At 71.5% G+C, this 19,750-nt stretch carries 17 protein-coding genes and 1 tRNA gene; 5 read left to right on the top strand and 13 right to left on the bottom strand.

Annotated elements, in window-relative coordinates; all coding sequences use genetic code 11:
* Position 1 precedes the first annotated feature (1 nt).
* From ACIBJG_RS20910 to ACIBJG_RS20900, 3 genes are all read right to left on the bottom strand, one after another.
* Entirely contained in the window at positions 2 to 592 is a 591-nt protein-coding gene (locus ACIBJG_RS20910; protein WP_399309223.1) for a lytic polysaccharide monooxygenase, read from the bottom strand.
* Between the two features lie 158 nt (positions 593 to 750).
* The gene (locus ACIBJG_RS20905; RefSeq protein WP_399309221.1) at positions 751 to 2,649 is read right to left on the bottom strand and encodes an SPFH domain-containing protein; all 1,899 of its coding nucleotides are present in this window, start codon (positions 2,647 to 2,649) and stop codon (positions 751 to 753) included.
* A 25-nt stretch (positions 2,650 to 2,674) separates the two neighbouring features.
* Entirely contained in the window at positions 2,675 to 4,081 is a 1,407-nt protein-coding gene (locus ACIBJG_RS20900; RefSeq protein WP_399309219.1) for a peptidoglycan-binding protein, read from the bottom strand.
* A 184-nt stretch (positions 4,082 to 4,265) separates the two neighbouring features.
* Between ACIBJG_RS20900 and ACIBJG_RS20895 the strand changes: the two genes are divergently transcribed.
* From ACIBJG_RS20895 to ACIBJG_RS20885, 3 genes are all read left to right on the top strand, one after another.
* Positions 4,266 to 4,339 (top strand) — tRNA-Lys (locus ACIBJG_RS20895).
* A gap of 550 nt (positions 4,340 to 4,889) precedes the next feature.
* Positions 4,890 to 6,803 carry a glycosyltransferase gene (locus ACIBJG_RS20890; RefSeq protein WP_399309218.1) on the top strand — a complete coding sequence of 638 codons (1,914 nt, stop codon included), beginning with the start codon at positions 4,890 to 4,892 and terminating at the stop codon, positions 6,801 to 6,803.
* Positions 6,800 to 8,734 carry a galactose oxidase-like domain-containing protein gene (locus ACIBJG_RS20885; RefSeq protein WP_399309216.1) on the top strand — a complete coding sequence of 645 codons (1,935 nt, stop codon included), beginning with the start codon at positions 6,800 to 6,802 and terminating at the stop codon, positions 8,732 to 8,734. The genes ACIBJG_RS20890 and ACIBJG_RS20885 overlap by 4 nt, the downstream gene beginning before the upstream one ends.
* 36 nt (positions 8,735 to 8,770) lie before the next feature.
* On the opposite strand, the gene ACIBJG_RS20880 is transcribed toward ACIBJG_RS20885, so the two are convergent.
* The 6 genes from ACIBJG_RS20880 to ACIBJG_RS20855 form a co-directional block, all read right to left on the bottom strand.
* Complete coding sequence (locus ACIBJG_RS20880) at positions 8,771 to 9,811, bottom strand: glycoside hydrolase family 6 protein (protein WP_399309378.1); 1,041 nt, start codon at positions 9,809 to 9,811, stop codon at positions 8,771 to 8,773.
* Positions 9,812 to 10,164: 353 nt separating this feature from the next.
* Complete coding sequence (locus ACIBJG_RS20875; RefSeq protein WP_399309214.1) at positions 10,165 to 10,905, bottom strand: class F sortase; 741 nt, start codon at positions 10,903 to 10,905, stop codon at positions 10,165 to 10,167.
* Position 10,906: 1 nt separating this feature from the next.
* Positions 10,907 to 11,467: a hypothetical protein gene (locus ACIBJG_RS20870; protein ID WP_399309213.1), complete on the bottom strand. Its 561-nt coding sequence runs from the start codon at positions 11,465 to 11,467 to the stop codon at positions 10,907 to 10,909.
* A gap of 123 nt (positions 11,468 to 11,590) precedes the next feature.
* Positions 11,591 to 12,379, bottom strand: a complete 789-nt coding sequence (locus ACIBJG_RS20865; RefSeq protein ID WP_399309211.1) for an HAD-IIA family hydrolase — start codon at positions 12,377 to 12,379, stop codon at positions 11,591 to 11,593.
* A 118-nt stretch (positions 12,380 to 12,497) separates the two neighbouring features.
* Positions 12,498 to 13,580 (bottom strand): hypothetical protein, encoded by a 1,083-nt coding sequence (locus ACIBJG_RS20860; protein WP_399309209.1) that lies wholly within the window; start codon positions 13,578 to 13,580, stop codon positions 12,498 to 12,500.
* Positions 13,581 to 13,730: 150 nt separating this feature from the next.
* Positions 13,731 to 14,900, bottom strand: coding sequence for an ROK family protein (locus tag ACIBJG_RS20855; protein ID WP_399309207.1), 1,170 nt, complete (start codon positions 14,898 to 14,900; stop codon positions 13,731 to 13,733).
* A gap of 56 nt (positions 14,901 to 14,956) precedes the next feature.
* On the opposite strand from ACIBJG_RS20855, the gene ACIBJG_RS20850 reads away from it, so the two are divergent.
* Both ACIBJG_RS20850 and ACIBJG_RS20845 read left to right on the top strand, forming a co-directional pair.
* Positions 14,957 to 16,120, top strand: a complete 1,164-nt coding sequence (locus tag ACIBJG_RS20850) for a Gfo/Idh/MocA family oxidoreductase (RefSeq protein ID WP_399309205.1) — start codon at positions 14,957 to 14,959, stop codon at positions 16,118 to 16,120.
* Entirely contained in the window at positions 16,117 to 16,596 is a 480-nt protein-coding gene (locus tag ACIBJG_RS20845) for a heme-degrading domain-containing protein (RefSeq protein WP_399309203.1), read from the top strand. Before ACIBJG_RS20850 ends, ACIBJG_RS20845 begins: the two co-directional genes overlap by 4 nt.
* A 275-nt stretch (positions 16,597 to 16,871) precedes the next feature.
* On the opposite strand, the gene ACIBJG_RS20840 is transcribed toward ACIBJG_RS20845, so the two are convergent.
* From ACIBJG_RS20840 to ACIBJG_RS20825, 4 genes are all read right to left on the bottom strand, one after another.
* Positions 16,872 to 17,732 carry a fumarylacetoacetate hydrolase family protein gene (locus ACIBJG_RS20840; protein ID WP_399309201.1) on the bottom strand — a complete coding sequence of 287 codons (861 nt, stop codon included), beginning with the start codon at positions 17,730 to 17,732 and terminating at the stop codon, positions 16,872 to 16,874.
* Positions 17,733 to 17,868: 136 nt separating this feature from the next.
* On the bottom strand, positions 17,869 to 18,639 hold the full coding sequence (locus ACIBJG_RS20835; RefSeq protein WP_399309199.1) for a YidC/Oxa1 family membrane protein insertase: 771 nt from the start codon (positions 18,637 to 18,639) through the stop codon (positions 17,869 to 17,871).
* A 130-nt stretch (positions 18,640 to 18,769) separates the two neighbouring features.
* Positions 18,770 to 19,105: a DUF6412 domain-containing protein gene (locus tag ACIBJG_RS20830; protein WP_399309197.1), complete on the bottom strand. Its 336-nt coding sequence runs from the start codon at positions 19,103 to 19,105 to the stop codon at positions 18,770 to 18,772.
* A 65-nt stretch (positions 19,106 to 19,170) separates the two neighbouring features.
* Positions 19,171 to 19,701: a winged helix-turn-helix transcriptional regulator gene (locus tag ACIBJG_RS20825; protein ID WP_399309195.1), complete on the bottom strand. Its 531-nt coding sequence runs from the start codon at positions 19,699 to 19,701 to the stop codon at positions 19,171 to 19,173.
* Between the last annotated feature and the right edge of the window lie 49 nt (positions 19,702 to 19,750).

The following is a 19,750-nucleotide window of genomic DNA, read 5'->3' as shown; positions in this document are numbered from 1 at the left end:
GTCAGAACTGAACATCCGAGCACGAGTAGAACGCGTTCGCCGTGTCGGCGACGTTCCACACGCTGAGGATGATGTGCTTCCCGGTCTTCTGGGTGGGGATGGTGCCCTGCTGGGTCAGGGTCGCCGGCGGCTGCTTGCCCCCGTACGGCACCGTCATGAACGGCTGCGACTCCAGGGACGCCCTGGTGAGCGGCTTGGTGGGGTCCCAGCCGTCCTTGGTGATGTAGTAGCGGAAGTCCGTCGTGGCGTGCCGGGCGGTGAACTGCCAGCGGAAGCTGAAGCCCTGGCCAGCGGTGACGTTCGTGGCGGGCCAGTTGCCGCCGCGCGGGTCGTCGAGCTGGGCGAACTCGCCGTGCCCGGCGGAACAGATCGCGCCGTCGGCGGGACCGGCGGCCGGGAAGCCCTTGGGGCCCTCGACGCTCTGCGGCTCCCACTGGATGTTGCCGCAGCCCGTCACCGTGCCGTTGGCACAGAGCTTCTGACGGCTGATGGGGTTGTCCGTGTAGCCATGGCTACTGGCACTGCTGGTCGCGAACATCGAGACGCCCGCTACCGCAAGGCCGACCAGGGCCGCGCTTGCCTTCATACGCATTGCTGCCGCTCCTCGGAGACGTGGGGGAGGTTCCATGAGCACTGCTACGCGCGTGTTGTGCGGTCTAGACCAAGGCCTAGATTATTGACGCGGCATGAACATGTCCAGACCAATGAGAGCTGGATTCCGGTTGTCTCCGAGGTGCCGGGCAGAAAGCCTCAGGCGCTCTCCCCACCGGTGCGGCCGGTGTAGAAGGCCACCGTCAAGTCCTTGACCAGGGACTTGCGTTCGTAGTCGTCGAGCTCCACGAGGCCCCGGGCGGTCAGCCGGCTGACGGTGTCGTCCACGGCGTCCACCACCGAAGTCAGCACGCTGTCGCGGTGCTTGGCGTCGATGGCCGCGATCCGGCGCCGCTGCATGGCCGCCGCCACCTCGGGGGCGTACTCGATCCCGGTCGGCTGCGCGGAGTACACCTCGACGCCGACCGGTTCGCAGTCCGCCTTCAGCATCCGGGTCAGCGCGTCCCCGACCGCCTCCGCGTTGCGCAGGGTGTGCGCGTCCTCGTGGAAGGCGTCGGCGGGCAACTGGGACAGGACGCGCGCCATGGCCGCCTCGACCTGCTCGCGCAGGTACTCCTCGTGGTCCTCGATCCCCAGCGTCGCCCGCACGGTGTCCTCGACCCGCCACACGACGAGGACGACGACCCGCAGCGCGGTGCCGTTGGCGTCCATCGCCGGAAGCGGCTCGCTGCGCCAGTGCCGCAGCCGTACGTCGACGCGGCGGCGCAGCAGCAGTGGGCTGACCCACATCAGCCCGGTCCGCCGCACGCTGCCGCGGTACCGGCCGAAGAGCGTGAGCACCCAGGTGTACCCGACCCGTCCCCGGCTCAGGCCGCCGAACGCGAAGAGCACCACGGTCACCAGCAGGGCGAGGCCCGCGCAGGTGCCGAGGCCGAGTCCGTCGTACGGGCGGGGGTCGACCCCGAGCCGCGACAGCACCCGGGCCGGCAACGCGCCGGTCCACCACAGGGCCCCGCCGATCACGGCGATCCCGCCGAAGCCGGTGAGCAGGGCGACCCAGCCGGGCAGTGACGGCCCCGGCCGTTCGCGGAGCCGGGGGTCGGCGACCGGTGCGGGCCGGGTCGAGGGCCGCACCTGCGGGGTCCTCGGCACCGGCGGCCGCCGGACACCGGCCGGCTGCTCGCCCGCGGGGGCCTTGCGCACGACGGTGGCGGGAAGCGCCGCGGCGTCCGCGCCGCTCTCGGGCCCCTCGCGGAAGAGCAGGTGCACGGGGATGGAGGCGGTGCGCTCGTTGGCGATGACCGCCTGGTGCCGGCCGGTGTCCACGCGGGTGTCGGTGCGGAACTCACCGGTGTCCTCGCCGGTGGGCGTCAGGGAGAGGGAGGCGGGGGCGAGCCCCGGCCCGGGAACGGACGCGGAGACCTCGGCGGCCTCGGAGGGGGCGGGGGGCTCGGGGACCTCGCGGGCCGACCTCGCAGACCTCGCCGACCCGTACGACTCGGAGGCGGCGCCGCCCACCATGACGAGCACACCGGTCTCGGCGACGGATGCCGCCACCGAGTCCTCCGGCGCATCGGGCGCACCAGGTACGCCCGGCAGCACCGGAGCGCTCGCCGCCACGCCCACGGCCGGGACCGCGATCGCGACCGGCGCAGGGACCACGACGGGCGCCGGGCCCGCGTCCACCGCCGGACCCGCGTCCACCGCCGGGACCGCGTCCGGCGCAGGGCCCGGGTCCGCAGCCAGCACCGAGACGGACGCCGAGGTCGCGCCGAAACCGGAGCCCCGGCGTTCGCGGGCTGCCTCGCCCGGCACCAGGTCCAGCACGAGGTCGACCACGGAGTCCGGCCCGGAGCCCTCGGCCACGACGGGCGTCCCGAGCGCGGGCGCGCCCGGCCCCGCGTCCTTCTCGTCCTCCACCGCCCAGCCGCCCGACCCGGCCCGCTCCCCCGCCGCGGCCCAGGCGTCCGTGACCCGGCCCGCTCCCTCCGGGCCCACCCATTCCCGTACCGGGACCGCCCCGTACCTCTCCTCCCCGTACTCCGGTTCCTCCCGGTTCTCCGGGTTCCCGGAGCTGTCCGACACCGTGGATCGCATTCCCGCCTCCGTCATGTGCGTCGTGTCACGCGAAGAGTCGCCGCCAGGTCTCCGGACCCGGATAGCCGTCGGCCTCCGTGCCCCGCCAGCCCTGGGCCTTCTGGAAGGCCTCGACATTGCGTCGGTCCGCCTCGGTCCACCGAGGGCCGGGGCCCGACAGGTAGTACTTGCCGTATCCCTTCTTCACCAACTGTCTGCCGAGCTTGTCGACATGGCTGTTGGACTGACCCGGCCGGAAATAGCCCCGTCCGGGGAAGCCCGGGACCGATGTGGAGCCGCCCGCGGCGGGGATGTCGTGGCCGGTTCCGTTCACCAGCAGGCGCCAGGTGTCGGGGCCGGGGATGCCGTCGGCCTCCTTGCCCTTCCAGCCCTGGGCCTTCTGGAACGCCTGGGTGGCCAGCCGGTCGGCGCTGCCCCAGGCGGGGCCGGGGCCGACCTTGTAGAAGCGCTTGCCGCCCCGGTCGACGAGCATCTTGCCGAGCCGGGTGACGTAGTCGTTCTTCGCTCCGGCGCCGAACTTCGCGGCACCCGGGAACAGCGTCTTCGTCGAGCCGCTGCCCCCGCTCCCGCTCGACAGCCCCTTGTAGCGGTAGGCGACGTAGCTGCCCGAGTTGGTCCAGTACGCCATGGGTGTCGTCTGCTTGCGGGTGTGCGGCTTGGTCTGCTCGTACGCCGTGTAGTGGGTGTGCGTGTAGTCGGTCCAGCCGCCGAAGATCGTGACGTGCGAGCCCTTCGCGGGGTCGGCCGGGTTGTGGAAGAGCAGGATGTCGCCGGGCTGGAGCTCCTCCCGGGCGATGCGCGTCCCGTAGGTGGCCAGGCTGCCGGTCCACTCGTTGCCGGCCAGGTTCCAGGCCATCGAGACATAGCCGGAGCAGTCCTGGCGGTACCCGTCCGACCAGTACGTGGCCATGCTGTACGGGACCTGCGCGGTGACCCACTTCTTCGCGCGGTTGATGATGTCGGCACGGGTGGTCGTGCGCAGCGTGGGCGTGGACGCCTGGGACGCCGGTGGGCCGGAGGCCCCCGTGCCCCGCAGTGGTCCCGGTCCGCCCTGCGGGCTGTCCGGCCCGGGCTCGACCGGACCGGCCGCCACGTCGTCGGCCGCCACGTCGTCGGCCGCCACGTCGTCGGCCGCCACGTCGTCGGCCGCCACGTCGTCGGCCGCCACGTCGTCGGCGGCCGCGTCGGCCGCCCGGCCCGGGTCCGTCACCGGGGCCGGGTCCGCCGCCGCGCCCGCCGCCTCGGCGAGACCGGCGCTCAGCACCACTCCGGCAGCGGTGACCAGCACCATCGCGCGCCGCGCGCCGTGCGCGGCCGGATGTCCTCCGTACCGGGTCGGCAGTCCGGCGGCTGCGGTGCGCCGTTGGACGGCGCATCCCGCACAGGTGCAGTCGATGGCGGGTACGTACTCCTCGAAGGCCGGCACAGTCATGCGATTCCCCTCCGCACTCGTCAAGATCCTTGGGCGCATCTGTACGGGCGTCAGTGTCTCAACTCTCCGGACATAACGCATTTTGACGGATAGAAGAGTAAAAACGACCATCCGACAGGCCGTGGCGAAGGGGAAATGGTCAGGAGCACGGCCGGAGATCGGGTAGAGTTCTCCAGGTCAGCAGGCGCCGCTAGCTCAGTTGGTTAGAGCAGCTGACTCTTAATCAGCGGGTCCGGGGTTCGAGTCCCTGGCGGCGCACGCAGAGTCAAGGCCCCCTCACCACGCGTGAGGGGGCCTTGTTCGTGCTCGCGCCATCCCGACCGCGCCACACAGGCGTCACACCGCGAACACTTTGCTCACGCACAGCTCACGCCCGCTTGACGGACAGCCATCACTCGACGGACCGACGGCGCACCGATCCTCACCCGCGCCCCCATACGCCCCGACACCACCTCTTCACAAGAGCCCCACAAATCGCGCGTATGAGCGGGTAATAACCCCTTTCGCCCTTGCGGTCACGGCTGGGGTCAGCCAGTCTGTCTGGGAGCCATCGACGCCAACCACGCCGATGGAACGCATAGTTGGGGGAATCGGAGAACGGCATTCCGGTTGTGACCGATGCGAGGGGGAGGCGTCGTGCACAAGCAAACGCCGAACAGGCATCATGCAACCGGAAGGATGCCGTTCCCTGTCTCAGGAATGGTGACCCGCCACTGAGCCGTCGGTCGCGTTCCAGGGGGACACGCGGCGGGCGAGAGAAACGACCGACCGACCACGCAGCCCCGCCTGCGTGCCAGGGGGATGACCCATGACGTCGACGCCGCCAGGCGCCCGGCAGGACGACGACCCGTCCCGGACGACTCAGCTCCGGATACCCGCGCAGCTGCGGTCCGGAGGCCAGCGGCGGCGACAGAGGAAAGCGCTGCCACGGTACGACTACGAGCACTACAGCCGGCTCGCCGGGCCTCTGACCCAGCCCGACCCCGCCCGGCCGTACACCGTGAAGTACCGCTCGCTCCTCTCCCAGGAGCCCCACCGGATACGCGCGGCCCTCCTGCTGGGGGCCGCCCCGCTCGTCTCCCTCGGCCTGTTCGCCTGGCTGATGCAGCCCGAGCACTGGACGCAGCGCGACCCGAACCTCAAGAACGACACGCTGTTGATCCTCGACATCGTGATGCTGGTCTCGATCGGCCTGATCGAGCTCTTCCGCACCCTGAACGTCCTCTCCAACGCGCACGCCACCCTGGTGGCGCGCGACCCGGTCCCCGTCGTGCCGGAGACCGGCACCCGCGTCGCCTTCCTCACCTCGTTCGTCCCGGGCAAGGAGCCCCTGGAGATGGTGACGAAGACCCTGGAGGCCGCCGTCCGCATCCGCCACCGCGGGCTGATGCACGTCTGGCTGCTCGACGAGGGCGACGACCCGGCGGTGAAGGAGGTCTGCCGGCGGCTCGGCGTGCACCACTTCTCCCGCAAGGGCGTGGCGCACTGGAACCAGGCCAAGGGCCCGCACCGGGCGAAGACCAAGCACGGCAACTACAACGCCTGGCTCGACGCCCACGGTGACGCGTACGACTTCTTCGCCTCGGTCGACACCGACCACGTACCCATGCCCAACTACCTGGAGCGGATGCTCGGCTACTTCCGCGACCCGGACGTCGGCTTCGTCATCGGCCCGCAGGTCTACGGCAACTACGACTCCTTCGTCACCAAGGCCGCCGAGTCGCAGCAGTTCCTCTTCCACGCGCTGATCCAGCGCGCGGGCAACCGCTACGGCGCCCCGATGTTCGTCGGCACCAGCAACGCGGTGCGGATCTCGGCCCTCAAGCAGATCGGCGGCCTGTACGACTCGATCACCGAGGACATGGCGACCGGCTTCGAGATGCACCGCGCCCGCAATCCGCACACCGGCCGCAAGTGGCGCTCGGTCTACACCCCGGACGTACTGGCCGTGGGCGAGGGCCCGACCGCGTGGACGGACTTCTTCACCCAGCAGCTGCGCTGGTCGCGCGGGACGTACGAGACGATCCTCAAGCAGTACTGGAAGGGCTTCTTCTCGCTGCCCGCGGGCAAGCTCTTCAACTACACCATGATGATCATCTTCTACCCGATGTCCGCCATGAACTGGATCCTCGCGGCCCTCAGTTGCGCGCTGTTCCTGGGCATGGGCGCCTCGGGTGTGCAGATCGACCCGACCGTCTGGATGATGCTGTACGGCAACGCCTCGGCGCTCCAGATCGGCCTGTACATCTGGAACCGCCGGCACAACGTCTCGCCGCACGAGCCCGAGGGTTCCGGCGGTCTCGCCGGCATGATGATGTCCGCACTCTCCGCGCCGATCTACGCACGCTCCCTGATGGACGCCGTGCTGCGCCGCAAGAGCTCGTTCGTGGTCACGCCCAAGGGCGACTCCTCCAGCCCGGACACCCTCTTCGGGACCTTCCGCATCCACCTCTTCTTCATCCTGGTCTTCGCCGGCTCCATCGCGGCGTCCTTGGTCCTCGGCCACAGCCACCCGGCGATGCTCACCTGGGCCGCGCTGGCGCTGCTGATCACCGCGGCACCGATCTTCGGCTGGCGGTACACGATGCGGGCCGAGAAGAAGAAGCGCCGCGCGGGCCCGCCGCCGCCGAGCGGACCACCCGCCCACGCCCAGCAGGAGAAGCCCCACTGGGCGGGCAACGAACAGACCATGCAGATCGCCCTTGGGGGACGTAAACCATGAAGTACCGTCCGAACCGCCGTACCCGCCGCATGGCGATCACTACGGCGGTGGTTCTCGCGCTCGCGGGAGCGAACGGGCCGTGGCTGTACCGCGTCAGCACCGAGCGCTACCACGAGTACAAGATCAACCAGGCGGATTACAAGGCGTCCAACGGTCACTGGGACTTCCTGGACATCCCCTCCGAGTTCCGCGTCAACACGATCCACGCCGCGCTGCTGCACACCGGCAAGGTGCTGCTCGTCGCGGGCTCGGGCAACAACCAGAAGAACTTCGACGCGAAGAGCTTCCGGTCGGTGCTGTGGGATCCGGAGACCAACGCCTTCAAGAACATCCCCACGCCCAAGGACATGTTCTGCGCCGGTCACACCCAACTGCCGGACGGCAAACTGCTCATAGCCGGCGGCACCAAGCAGTACGAGAAGCTCAAGGGTGACGTCACCAAGGCCGGCGGCCTGATGATCGTCCACAACGAGGACCCGGACAAGCCCATCACGCTGCCCGCGGGCACCCGGTTCACGGGCAAGGAGAACGGCAAGACCTTCGTCACGAAGGACCCCGTGCTGGTGGAGAAGGCGACCAAGGTGTTCGACAAGAACACCGGCGCCTTCCTGCGCAACGACCCCGGCCTCGGCCGGATCTACGTCGAGGCGCAGGAATCGGGTACGAAGCACGAGACGGGCACCGAGGACAACTACCGGATAGCGGGCCTGTCCGGCTCCGACACCCGTAACGTCTACGGGATCGCCCAGAAGCTCGCCATGGACAAGAAGGACTTCCAGGGCATTCGCGAGGCCTTCGAGTTCGACCCGGTGGCGGAGAAGTACATCACCGTCGACCCGATGAACGAGGCCCGCTGGTACCCGACGCTCACCACGCTCGAGGACGGCAAGGTCCTCGCCCTCTCCGGCCTGGACGAGATCGGGCAGATCGTCCCCGGCAAGGACGAGATCTACGACCCCGAGACCAAGAAGTGGGAGTACACCGGCATCGTCCGGAAGTTCCCCACCTACCCGGCGGTCTTCCTGCTGAACGACGGCAAGCTCTTCTACTCCGGCTCGAACGCCGGCTACGGCCCCGCCACCGTCGGCCGCGCCCCTGGCGTCTGGGACCTGGCGACCAACAAGTTCACCAAGATCCCCGGCCTGAGCGACCCGGACAAGATGGAGACCTCGGCGACCGTACGGCTGCCCCCGGCCCAGGACGAGAAGTTCATGGTGATCGGCGGCGGCGGCGTCGGCGAGTCCGACAAGTCCAGCGAGAAGTCCCGGCTCGTCGACCTCAAGGACGCCGACCCGGAGTTCAAGGACGGCGCCTCCCTGGACGAGGGCACCCGCTACCCGAGCGCGTCCCTGCTGCCCGACGACTCGCTGCTGGTCACCGGCGGCTCCAACGACTACCGCGGACGCGGCGGCTCCGACGTGCTGCAGGCGCGGCTGTACGACGCGAAGTCGGACACGTACAAGCGGGTCGCCGACCCGGCGGTGGGCCGCAACTACCACTCGGGGTCCGTGCTCCTGCCCGACGGCCGGGTCATGATCTTCGGCTCCGACTCGCTCTACTCCGACAAGGCCAACACCCGGCCCGGCGTCTTCGAGCAGCGCATCGAGATCTACACACCGCCGTACCTGTACCGGGACTCGAAGCCCGAGCTGACCGCCGGGCCGAAGAGGATCGAGCGCGGTGGCACTGCGGTGTTCACGACCAACCAGGCCTCGTCCATCAAGTCGGCGAAGCTGATGCGGCCGAGCGCCGTCACCCATGTCACGGACACCGACCAGCGCTCGGTGGCGCTGGGCCTGAAGCAGACGGACGGCGGGATCTCGGTGACGGTGCCGGCGAACCGGGCGCTGGTTCCGTCGGGCTGGTACATGCTGTTCGTCACCGACGACAAGGGCACACCGTCCGAGGGGACGTGGGTGGAGGTGCCGTAGCCGCCGGACGCGGCACCGCACCGGACGCGCCCCGTCCTATGCGGTGCCGCGGGCCAGGCCCAGCGCGTACTCGGGCCACCACGCGCCCGCCTTCGGGCCGCCCCGGCAGTCGCCGTCGGACTCGCCCGGCCGCTTGATCCAGAGGTACGCGTCGACCAGGTCGTCACCCGTGGACGTCGTCGGCGTCTCGCCGAGCGCCCGTCCCGGAGGATTGCACCAGGTCTCCTCGGGGGCGCCGCCGGTGTACGGGCCGTTGCCGTTGCGGCTGGTGTCGATCACGAACGGCTTGTTGCCGACCTTCGCCGACAACTGCTTGCCGAAGTCCTTGCTGACCGCGGTGGTCTGGAAGTTGGAGACGTTGACCGCGAAGCCGTCGGCCGCGCCGATGCCCGCCTGCTGCAGCGGCTGGAACAGGGCGTCCGGGGTGTGCCAGCCCGCGTTGCCCGCGTCCAGGTAGACGTGCGTGCCCGGCTGCTTCTTCAGCCGCTCCACCGCACCCTTGAGCAGGTCGTAGCGCTCCTCGTGGAACTCCTGCGGGGTGCACCCGTCGACCAGGTGCAGCACCGCGTCCGGCTCCAGGATCACCGTCGCGCCGCGGTCACCGATGCCCTTGGCGACACTCTCCAGCCAGGCGCGGTACGCGTCGCCGTCGGCGGCGCCGCCCTTGGAGAACTGTCCGCAGTCGCGGTGCGGGATGTTGTAGAGGACCAGCAGCGCCTCCCGGCCGGCCTTCTCGGCCGCCTCCGTGAAGCCCTTCGCCTCGGCCTCCGGATTGTCCGTGCCGACCCACTCGCCGACCGGCTGCTGGGCGATCCGGCGGATCAGGGCGGCTTCCTTCTCCTTGCCGTCCTCGGCGTAGCCGGCCACCTGCCGGGCGGCGTTCCCGTCGGGGTTGACCCAGTACGGATCGGTGCCCTTGGGCTGCTGGCCGATGGCGGCCGGGTTCTTGCCGCCGCCGGATCCGCCCTTACCGTCCCCGTCGCCGGAGGAACTGCATCCCGCAAGCAGGAGCGCGGCACCTGCCGCGACCGCGCACGCTCCCCGCATGCCGAACCGGCCGTTGTGACTGCCGTACATCTGCTCCCCCTCGGGTGCGACGGCGGTGCACTGTCGCATCGCCGTCCATCCTGGCACAGGGCCCGGGAACGGCCCGGGCCCTCACCACTTCGTCGAAGAGCTGTTACGGCGGGTTCACCACACTCTGCCCCGCCTGTCCGCGTGCGGAGGGTGACCGGTTATCGACGTAACGTCAGAAACCCGCTGGGCGCCCCGAGTTCGGGCCCCTACAGTGGGTCGTGCGGCGGACCCGGACGCCACCGACCTCCCGTGTCCGCGCCGGGCCACTCCCGCGGCCCGCGCCCCGCGGTCGAGGACCGGCCCGGCCGGCGCCCGGAGAACCGGGCAGCCGGCCGGGCCGGGTACCGAAGCGATCAGCCGCCGGCCGGTGCGCCCGCCTGCGCGTCCGCATTCCCCTGGGCGTCCTTCTCCGCCTTCTCCGCCTTCTCCTGCGATTTCTCGCCCGTGAGGTAGGCCGAGACGACCACGTTGGCCGTGTACGACTGCGACGCACGGTCGTACGTCCCGCCGCAGGTGATCAGCCGGAGCTCCGCCCGGCCGTCCTTGCGGGGGCCGTACGCCTTCTGGGCGTTGAAGCGTGCGCGGGTGAAGACCTGCACGTCGTCGATGGTGAACTCGGCGACGGTGCCGTCGGTGCGGGTCACCTCGACCTTGGCTCCGGGGCGGGCCGCGCTGAGCCCGTAGAAGACGGCCGGCTTGGTCTCGGTGTCGACGTGGCCGACGAAGAGGGCCGGGCCCTTGGCGCCGGGCTCGGTGCCGGCCCCGTACCAGCCGACCGTCTGGGGCGTGTCGAAGGACGGTGGTTCGATCGCCCCGTCCTTGTCCAGGCCCCGGGAGACGACGGGTGCCCGGATCCCGATCGACGGGATCTCGACGCTCCGCGGCACCACGCCCTCGATAGGGTCGTGGGCCGGGGGCAGCGGTACGCCGAGGGGCCGCCCGACCGCGGCCACGTCGCCGGTGGTCGGCGCGGAACTGGCGCCGGAGCCTCCGGTGATGCCGCGGCCCCAGAGCCACAGACCCAGCAGGAGTACGGCCCAGGCCACTCCGGTGAGCAGCCTGCCGTGCCCCGCCGAGTGGTCCGAGGCGGACACGTCAGTCGGTGGCCGGGCGGCGTCGTCGCGCGCTGCGGAAGGCGACGGCGACGGCCGCGACGGCGGCCAGGGCGAGGCCGACCACGGCGTGAACGGTGCCGGGACCGTCCTGCTGGGCGGCCTGGTCGGCGAGTACGGCGGTGCCTCCGCCACCCGCGCGAACCGGGGCCAGGGGCATCGGCCGGCTGCGGTGGACGACGGTCAGGACGGCGGACGCCTTGGCGTGCTTGTCGCCCTTGCAGACCACCTGGACGTCGTAGTCGCCGGGCTCGGCGTCCGAGCGGACGCGGGCCTCGGCGAAGAGCGTCCTGTCGTCACCGGGCGAGAAGCGCGCCTCGGAGACGAACGCATCGGAGCTCCCCTTGGCCTCCTTGCCCTTGCAGCCGGCGACCTCCAGGTCGATCTCACCGCCCGGCGAGACGGAAGCCGGGGAGAGGGTGAGCGTGGCCCGGGACCGTGAGTCCTCGTGGTCCGAGTCGGAATTGGCCAGTGCGACGGAAGCGGGCATCAGGGTCGCCGCAGCCACTGCGGCGGCACAGAACGTGAGGGGTATTGAACGCATCGTGAACCTCCTTATGGCAGGTTCACGTGTGCCGCGGCTTTCCGCATCCGCAGGGGCGGGGCACTGGGCCGGTGGAGTGCGGGGAAGCGGCCGCAGCGGCCCGCTCCCCCGCCGCCGACCGGGTCAGCCCACGTCGATCAGGTCGACCAGGTCGGCGATGGAGTCGACGACCGTGGACGGCCGGAACGGGTACTTGTCGATGTCCGCCACCGTAGTGAGACCGGTCAGCACCAGGAAGGTCTGCATCCCCGCCTCCAGACCGGCCAGTACGTCGGTGTCCATCCGGTCGCCGATCATGGCGCTGGACTCGGAGTGGGCGCCGATCGCGTTCAGCCCGGTGCGCATCATCAGCGGGTTGGGCTTGCCCGCGAAGTACGGGGCCTTGCCGGTCGCCTTGGTGATGAGGGCGGCGACGGACCCGGTCGCCGGCAACGGGCCCTCGGCGGACGGGCCGGTCTCGTCCGGGTTGGTGCAGATGAAGCGCGCCCCGTGGTTGATCAGCCGGATCGCCTTGGTGAGCGCCTCGAAGGAGTACGTACGCGTCTCGCCGAGGACCACGTAGTCGGGCTCGTGGTCGGTGAGGACGTAGCCGATGTCGTGCAGCGCGGTCGTGAGCCCCGCCTCGCCGATGACGTACGCCGTGCCGCCGGGCCGCTGGTCGTCCAGGAACTGGGCGGTGGCGAGCGCGGAGGTCCAGATGTTCTCGACGGGGACGTCGAGGCCCATGCGCTTCAGCCGGGCGTGGAGGTCGCGCGCGGTGTAGATCGAGTTGTTGGTGAGGACCAGGAAGGGGAGCCCCGAATCCCGCAGCCGCTTGATGAAGGCGTCCGCGCCGGGGATCGGGGTCCCCTCGTGGATGAGGACTCCGTCCATGTCGGTGAGCCAGGACGAGATCGGCTTGCGCTCTGCCATGTGGGACTCCAGTTGCCGTACGCCAGGTGCGGGGACGCCGGCGGCACCGCGTTGTGCAGCGCCGACGTCCCCGATTTTAGAGGGTCCGGCAATTGGGGGGTAAGGGGATGACCGGCGGTCAGCGCGGGGCGCGGCGGGTCCGGCGGGCCCTGATGACGATGGCTCCGCCGCCGATGAGGAGACCGGAGACGGTGAGGGCGGACAGCGGGACCGGCACCGGTACGGAGATCCCGGTCCTGGCGAGTTCCGGGACTCCGGCCGGATCGTGGCCGGGTGCGACCGGGCGCGGGGTGCCGGTGGTCCCGGTGGTGGGGTTGGCGTCGGGCCGTGCGGGGACACGGCCGGTGAGGCCGTCGTCGTCCTTCTCCTTGCCCACCTCGCCGCTCTCCTCGGGTTCGTCGGCCGGGTCGTCGTCCCTGGCGGTGGTGCTGCCGTCGTCCTCGACCACGGTGAACGGGTAGTCCTCGGACTCGCCGACCCACTCCCCGTCGAGGCCCTTGCTCGCCGAGTCGCCTGCGGTGCGCTGTCGCTGGACGATGGCGGCGTTCGCGGTGATCCGGCCGGGGCTGGTGTCGGAGGTGAACGCCAGCCTGACCTGGACGGTGACGGTCCGGCCCGCCGGCACGGTGAAGCCGGGGAAGGCGTCGTCGCCCTCGCCGCCGAAGACGCCGATGTGCTCGTCGCGGTCGGTCGTCTCCCAGCTGACGCGGTGTTCGACGCCGGGGTGGGTGCGCTCGGAGAACTCCAGCTGGATCTGGTCCGAGGTCAGGGCGCGGTCCTCGTCGGTGAGGACCAGGACGGGGTGGATGGCGCGGCAGGACTCCGCGGTGGTGTTGGTCAGGTCCAGGAACCAGGTGCCGTAGCCGCCGCCGGACGCGTAGGTGTCCGGGCCGCCGTGGATCCGGGTGTCGATCGGGAAGTCGGTGGCCCCCGCGTCACCGCAGGCGGGCCGCTGGTCGGCGGCGACGGCGGCCGGTGCGGAGGCCGGGGTGAGGTTGGGCGTGGTGGCCGTGTTGCGTTGCGGGGCGGCGGAAGCGGTCGCCGGGCCGCCGAGCACGACGGCGGGCATGACGCTCGCCGCGGCCAGCCCGAGCACGAGGCCGTGCCGGGGGCGGCTGCCCGCAGGGGGCGGCGGCGACGGCGGGCGCGGCGGGACGGAGGGTTCGGGGGACGGGTTCGCCGGGGGCGGTGTGGGGGGCATCGTGGGGCAGCCTTCACTTCTCGCGAAACGGTCGGCGCGCCCCGGGCCCCGGAGTTCACCGGTTTGGAACGGGACGGTGCCATGCGGACCCCGTCCGCTCGCCGCAGACATGCCGCAGGGTCGCCCGCCCGGCGGCCCCGAACCCCTCGATCAGCCCAGTTCCGTACGCTCGGGGAGCGGGTCGACAGGGCCCGCCGCCCGGTCTCCGCCCGCCCGCTCCCCGGCCGCGCCGCCGACGCGGCCGAACAGCGGGGCGAGGATCAGCTGCGCCGCCCCTTCGGCGACCGGCCGGTCCCCTCCGCCGGCGGCGACGACCGGTACGGGCGCCCCGTCGGCCCCGCCCTGCCGGGCCCGTTCGTCGAGCACCGCGCGTACCCCTCGGACGTACGCGTCGGGTTCGGCTGCGACGGTGCGTCCGCCCAGTACCACCCGGTCGATGTCGAGCAGCCCGACCAGGTTGGCGGCGCCGGTCCCGAGCACCCGCGCGGCCTCGGCGACGTCGCCCCGGCCTACGGCCGCCAGGCAGAGCGCCTCGATGCAGCCGCGTCCGCCGCAGCTGCACGGAGCCCCGTCCAGCTGGACGGTCTGGTGGCCGAACTCCCCCGCCCCGGTACGGGCCCCCCGGTGCACCGCCCCGCCGAGCACCAGGCCGGAGCCGAGGCCGGTGCCCAGGTGGAGGTAGGCGAAGTCGGCGGGGGCGGGGGCCTGAAGGGCGAGCCCGAGGGCCGCGGCGTTGGTGTCCTTGTCGATGACGACGGGCAGCCCGGTCCGCGCGGCGAGGGCGTCCCGGAGCGGGTAGCCGTCCCACTGCGGGAACCCGGTGACGCGGTGCAGTACCCCGCCCCGGTGGTCGAGCGGCCCCGGTACGGCGACGCCCACCCCGAGCACCGCCGGCGCGCCGTCCCCCCGCACGGCGGCGACCGCCCCGGCCGCCGCCCCGAGCACCTCGTCCGCCGGAGCGCCGAGGTCGAGCGGTCCCGTGCGGCTCGCGGTCACCGTGCCCGCGAGGTCGACGAGCACCGCGGTCAGCTCGTCGCGGTCCAGGTGCAGCCCCACCGCGTGTGCGGCGTCCGGCACCAGTCGCAGTACGGTGCGCGGCTTGCCGCCGGTGGAGGCGCGGTGCCCGGCCTCGGCGGCCAGCCCCTCCCCGCGCAGCCGGGCGGTGATCTTGCTGACGGCCTGCGGGGTGAGCCCGGTCCGTCCGGCGAGTTCGAGCCGGCTGATGCCGCGCTCACCTGCCGCCCGCAGCAGGTCCAGCACGAGCGCCGCGTTGTGGCTGCGCAGTGTCGGCAGGTTCGCGCCGCTGTTGCTCCTGTTCACGGACCCATTGTCTCCCGCGCTTGCACTTTGGCAACAGCGTTGCGAAAGTGGAACGCATGACTGCCCACGCGACGCACGAGACCTCCGGAACGGCCCCGACACCCCTGCGCGTCGGACTCGTCGGCTACGGCCTGGCGGGCTCCGTCTTCCACGCCCCGCTGATCACCGCGACCGAGGGCCTGGTCCTGGACACGGTCGTCACGTCGAACGAGGAGCGCCGGGAGCAGGCCCGCGCCGAGTTCCCCGCCGTGCGGTTCGCCGCCTCGCCGGACGAGCTGTGGGAGCGCGCCGACGAGCTCGACCTGATCGTGATCGCGTCGCCGAACAAGACCCATGTCCCGCTCGCGACGGCCGCGCTGAAGGCCGGTCTGCCGGTGGTCGTGGACAAGCCGGTCGCGGGTACGGCCGCCGAGGCCCGGGAGCTGGCGGCGCTGGCCGGGGAGCGCGGGCTGCTGCTGTCGGTGTTCCAGAACCGGCGCTGGGACAACGACTTCCTCACCCTGCGCTCGCTGATCGCGGACGGTGAGCTGGGCGAGGTGCAACGCTTCGAGTCGCGCTTCGAGCGGTGGCGCCCGCAGCCGAAGGGCGGCTGGCGCGAGTCGGGCGATCCGCAGGAGATCGGCGGGCTGCTGTACGACCTGGGCAGCCATGTCGTCGACCAGGCACTGGCCCTGTTCGGTCCGGTGGCTCAGGTGTACGCGGAGTCGGACGTACGCCGTCCGGGCGCCGCGGCCGACGACGACACGTTCCTCGCGCTCACGCACACGAGTGGGGTCCGCTCGCATCTGTACGTGAGCGCGACGACGGCCCAGCTCGGCCCGCGTTTCCGGGTGCTCGGGTCGACCGCCGGCTATGTGAAGTACGGCCTCGACCCCCAGGAGGCCGCCCTGCGCGAGGGCGTACGCCCGACGGGGGGCGGCGGGCCGTGGGGCGTGGAGGACGAGGCGCTGTGGGGCCGGCTCGGCTCGGGCGAGTCCCCGCTCACGGGCGGCGGCGCCCCGGTCCGTACGCTGCCGGGCGACTACCCCGCGTACTACGCGGCGGTCGCCGACGCGCTGCGCGGGAAGGGCGAGAATCCGGTGACCGCCCTCCAGGCCGCGGCCGCGCTGGACGTGCTGGAGGCCGCCCGCCGCTCGGCACGCGACGGCGTCACGGTCACCCTGCCCGCCCCCTCCGCGTCCGTCTCCACCGCTCACGCCACCGAGGAGCAGTCCGCATGAACCCCACCGCTCCGACCATCTCCGAGCTGATCGCCCAGGAGCGCCGGCTGACGCTGCCGCACTTCGGCTACGACGACGCGTACGCGCTCGGCGGCCTGCTCGTCGCCCTGGCCCGGGAGCGGCACGCCCCGGTCGCGATCGACATCCGGCGCGGGGCGCAGCAGCTGTTCCATGCCGCGCTGCCGGGTTCGAGCGCGGACAACGACGCGTGGATCGACCGCAAGCGCAAGGTCGTCGAGCGGTACGGCGAGAGTTCGTACCTGGTCGGGACGCGGTTCCGGGCCAAGGGGACGACGTTCGACGAGTCCTCGCGGCTGGACCCGGACACGTACGCCGCGCACGGCGGTTCGTTCCCGATCGCGGTCGAGGGCGCGGGCGTCATCGGCTCCGTCACGGTGTCGGGACTGCCGCAGGCGGAGGACCACGCGCTGGTGGTAGAGGCGCTGGAGCAGTTCGCGACGAAGATCAGCGCCTGACCGGTTCCGGTACGCGCGGAGGGGTGGGGGCTGCCTGACGACAGCCCCCACCCCTCCGATCTTTACGCACCCAACGTCGACGCCGCGCGCGTAGCCAACCAGCGCCCTCACGCACGGAGCACCCCAGCGCCCTCGCGGACGGAGCACCCCAGCACCCTCGCGCATCGAGCCGAGCCTGCGAATCAGCCCAGCCCGGCAAAATCAAGCCCGTCCGGCGATTGAGGACAAGGCGGCCCCCGGGCGCACCCGGGACCAGGGACCGCCCCGCCCGCCCCCTACGCCCCCTTCAGCTCCTGCCGCTGCCGCCCCAGCCCCGCGATCTCCAGCTCCACGACATCCCCGGCCCGCAGATACGGCTTCGGCTCGGGCTGCCCCATCGCCACCCCGGCCGGTGTGCCGGTGTTGATCACGTCGCCCGGGTAGAGCGTCATGAAGTGGCTCAGGTAGCGCACGACCTCGCCGACCGGGAAGATCTGGTCGGCCGTCGTGCCGTCCTGCTTCAGCTCTCCGTTGACCCAGAGCTTCAGCGGCAGGGCCTGCGGGTCGGCCACCTCGTCGGCCGTCACCAGCCAGGGGCCCAGCGGGTTGAACGTCTCGCAGTTCTTGCCCTTGTCCCACGTGCCGCCGCGCTCGATCTGGAACGCGCGCTCGGAGACGTCGTGCGCCACCGCGTATCCGGCGACGTGCGCGAGCCCGTCCTCCGCGGAGTCCAGGTACCGGGCGGTGCGCCCGATGACGACGGCGAGCTCGACCTCCCAGTCGGTCTTCTCGCTGCCGCGCGGCACGAGCACGGTGTCCTCGGGCCCGACGACCGTGTCCGGCGCCTTGAAGAAGAGGATCGGCTCGCCCGGGATCTGGGCGCCGGTCTCCGTGGCGTGGTCGTGGTAGTTCAGCCCGATGCACACGATCTTGCCGATCCGGGCGAGCGGCGGACCCACCCGCAGCCCCTCGGCGTCGAGCGCGGGCAGCTCCCCGGGCGCGGCCGCGGCGGCCCGTACCCGGGCGAGCGCGTCCTCGTCGGCGAGCAGCGCGCTGTCGATGTCGGTGACGATCCCCGACAGGTCACGCAGGGTTCCGTCCTCGTCCAGCAGCGCCGGTCGTTCCGCGCCTGCCGTACCCACACGAAGCAGCTTCAACGGTCTTCTCCCCTAGGGTCTTGATCGGGCCCGTCGGATGGGTTGCGGCCATCGCAGGCTTGTCCGATCCTCCAAGACATCGGATCACTCCGCAAGACCCTGTTCACACACTGGACCGGAGCACTCGCGTCCCGGACTACGCCGCCGTGGCCATGGCGGCACCGGCCGCCGGCATGTCGCGGTACAGGTAGGCCCGCTCGATCGCGGTCCAGGTGGTGCTCGTGACGACGTACAGCGCGGCGGCCAGCGGCACGAAGGCCACGGTGAAGAGGGTGAAGAAGGACATCAGCGGCATCACCTTCGTCATCGCACCCATGCCCGGGACCGGCTGTCCGTCGGGGCCGGCGGCCGGGGTGACGGGGTTGGCGGCCATCTGGCGCTTGGTCCGCCCGTAGTTGAACGTGGCGACGGCGGCGACGATCACGAACAGCCCCACGTACACGAGGCCCTGCGCCCCGAAGATCCCGCCGTCCGCGATCGCGTCGTGCCAGCGCTCACCGAGCGGGGCGCCGAGGAGTTGGTGGCCGAGGAGTTCGTTGGCGTCGTCGCCGATCTTCGTACTGGAGAAGAGGTGGTAGAGCAGGAAGAAGGCCGGCATCTGCAGGAGGCTCGGCAGGCAGCCGGAGAGCGGGGAGACCTTCTCCTCCTTGTGCAGCTCCATGAGCGCCTTCTGCATCCGCTCGGGGTTCTTCTTGTGCTTCTTGCGCAGTTCGGCGATCTGCGGCTGGAGCCGGCGCTGCGCCTTCTGTCCGCGCGCCGCGGCCCGGGACAGCGGGTGCACGGCGAGTCGTACGAGTGCGGTGAACAGGATGATCGCGGCGGCGGTTGACGCGTTCTGGAAGAGCGGGTGCAGCGCGTCGGCGAGGGCGCCGACCAGGCTGGCGAATGCGGACATGAAGGCGGACATGGATGAGCCCTCCGGGGGTCTCGTCGTGCCGGGAAGTGGATCAGCTTCGGCATGACGATCCGCGCGGGGCGCCCGTACGTACGCGCACATGGCGTACGCACCTGGGGCGGAGAAGAGGGAGGAAAGAGCCCTACGCGGCCGTCAGGAGGACGTGGCCGGGGGCTCGGGGGCGTCGGCGCCCCTTGGCGTCGGGGTCCCGTTGCGGCAGGAACGCGGTGCGTTTCTCCCGGTCGCGCATGGCGGTACGGACCCGGGTGCGGGGCACCGGGACGGCGCAGCGCGCGCTGATGACCGAGCAGGCGACGAGCGCGGTGCCGGCGGCCGCGGTGGCGGCGAGTGCGACGGCGGCGGAGAGGCTGCCGCCCTCGGCGAGCAGGACCTCGGTGAGGAGGAAGAGCAGGAGCCCGGCGGGCCGCAGGACCCGGGCGAGGACACCGCGCATGCGGTTCATGGCGCTCGCGACCATGGCTCCTCCCCCTCCCACGCCTCCGGCGTCCGCACGGGCGCGCGCGAAACTTCAACCGTTAACCGTTATACACGATCGGCTTCCAGGGGCATGAGGAGTCGGCGGGGCGTGAGCAGCGCGCGGCTGACCGGATTGTCGGTGTCCCTGTCGAGCCCGTCGCCGGGCCTCATCTCGATGTCCTCGGGCGGTACGGGGACGGAGCAGGCCGGGCAGGTGCCGTACGCGCCCAGTTCCGTACCGCAGTCGGCGTGGACGAAGACACGCATCGGGAGGGTGCCGGGGAGATGCTCGCGCGCCCACATCCCGAGGGTGCCGAGAACGGGCCAGAGCGCCTTGCCACTGTCGGTCAGGACGTACTCCTCGCGCGGCGGCGACTCCTGATAGCGGCGCTTCTCCAGGACCCCGGCATCGATGAGGGACTGGAGCCGGGTGGCGAGGACGGCGCGCGGGATGCCGAGGTGCACGAGGAAGTCGTTGTACCGGCGTACGCCGTAGAAGGCGTCGCGCACCACCAGGAGGGTCCAGCGCTCGCCGACCACTTCGAGTGCGCGGGCCATGGAGCACTGCTGGTTCGCGTAGTCCTTGCCGAGTGCCATGGGATCACTTTACTCCTTCACGGTTCGATGAATGAACTGACCGTGCTAG

The organism is Streptomyces sp. NPDC050422 (genome assembly GCF_044458665.1).
Lineage (GTDB): Bacteria > Actinomycetota > Actinomycetes > Streptomycetales > Streptomycetaceae > Streptomyces.
The sequence above is the reverse complement of the archived record's forward strand: the minus strand, read 5'-3'. Positions and strand labels throughout refer to the sequence as shown.

Bases quoted from the DNA above. Each gene is read 5' to 3' on its own strand.
- ACIBJG_RS20910 (WP_399309223.1), bottom strand. From the start codon at position 592: ATGCGTATGAAGGCAAGCGCGGCCCTGGTCGGCCTTGCGGTAGCGGGC.
- ACIBJG_RS20905 (WP_399309221.1), bottom strand. From the start codon at position 2,649: ATGCGATCCACGGTGTCGGACAGCTCCGGGAACCCGGAGAACCGGGAG.
- ACIBJG_RS20900 (WP_399309219.1), bottom strand. From the start codon at position 4,081: ATGACTGTGCCGGCCTTCGAGGAGTACGTACCCGCCATCGACTGCACC.
- ACIBJG_RS20890 (WP_399309218.1), top strand. From the start codon at position 4,890: ATGACGTCGACGCCGCCAGGCGCCCGGCAGGACGACGACCCGTCCCGG.
- ACIBJG_RS20885 (WP_399309216.1), top strand. From the start codon at position 6,800: ATGAAGTACCGTCCGAACCGCCGTACCCGCCGCATGGCGATCACTACG.
- ACIBJG_RS20880 (WP_399309378.1), bottom strand. From the start codon at position 9,811: ATGTACGGCAGTCACAACGGCCGGTTCGGCATGCGGGGAGCGTGCGCG.
- ACIBJG_RS20870 (WP_399309213.1), bottom strand. From the start codon at position 11,467: ATGCGTTCAATACCCCTCACGTTCTGTGCCGCCGCAGTGGCTGCGGCG.
- ACIBJG_RS20865 (WP_399309211.1), bottom strand. From the start codon at position 12,379: ATGGCAGAGCGCAAGCCGATCTCGTCCTGGCTCACCGACATGGACGGA.
- ACIBJG_RS20860 (WP_399309209.1), bottom strand. From the start codon at position 13,580: ATGCCCCCCACACCGCCCCCGGCGAACCCGTCCCCCGAACCCTCCGTC.
- ACIBJG_RS20850 (WP_399309205.1), top strand. From the start codon at position 14,957: ATGACTGCCCACGCGACGCACGAGACCTCCGGAACGGCCCCGACACCC.
- ACIBJG_RS20845 (WP_399309203.1), top strand. From the start codon at position 16,117: ATGAACCCCACCGCTCCGACCATCTCCGAGCTGATCGCCCAGGAGCGC.
- ACIBJG_RS20835 (WP_399309199.1), bottom strand. From the start codon at position 18,639: ATGTCCGCCTTCATGTCCGCATTCGCCAGCCTGGTCGGCGCCCTCGCC.
- ACIBJG_RS20830 (WP_399309197.1), bottom strand. From the start codon at position 19,105: ATGGTCGCGAGCGCCATGAACCGCATGCGCGGTGTCCTCGCCCGGGTC.
- ACIBJG_RS20825 (WP_399309195.1), bottom strand. From the start codon at position 19,701: ATGGCACTCGGCAAGGACTACGCGAACCAGCAGTGCTCCATGGCCCGC.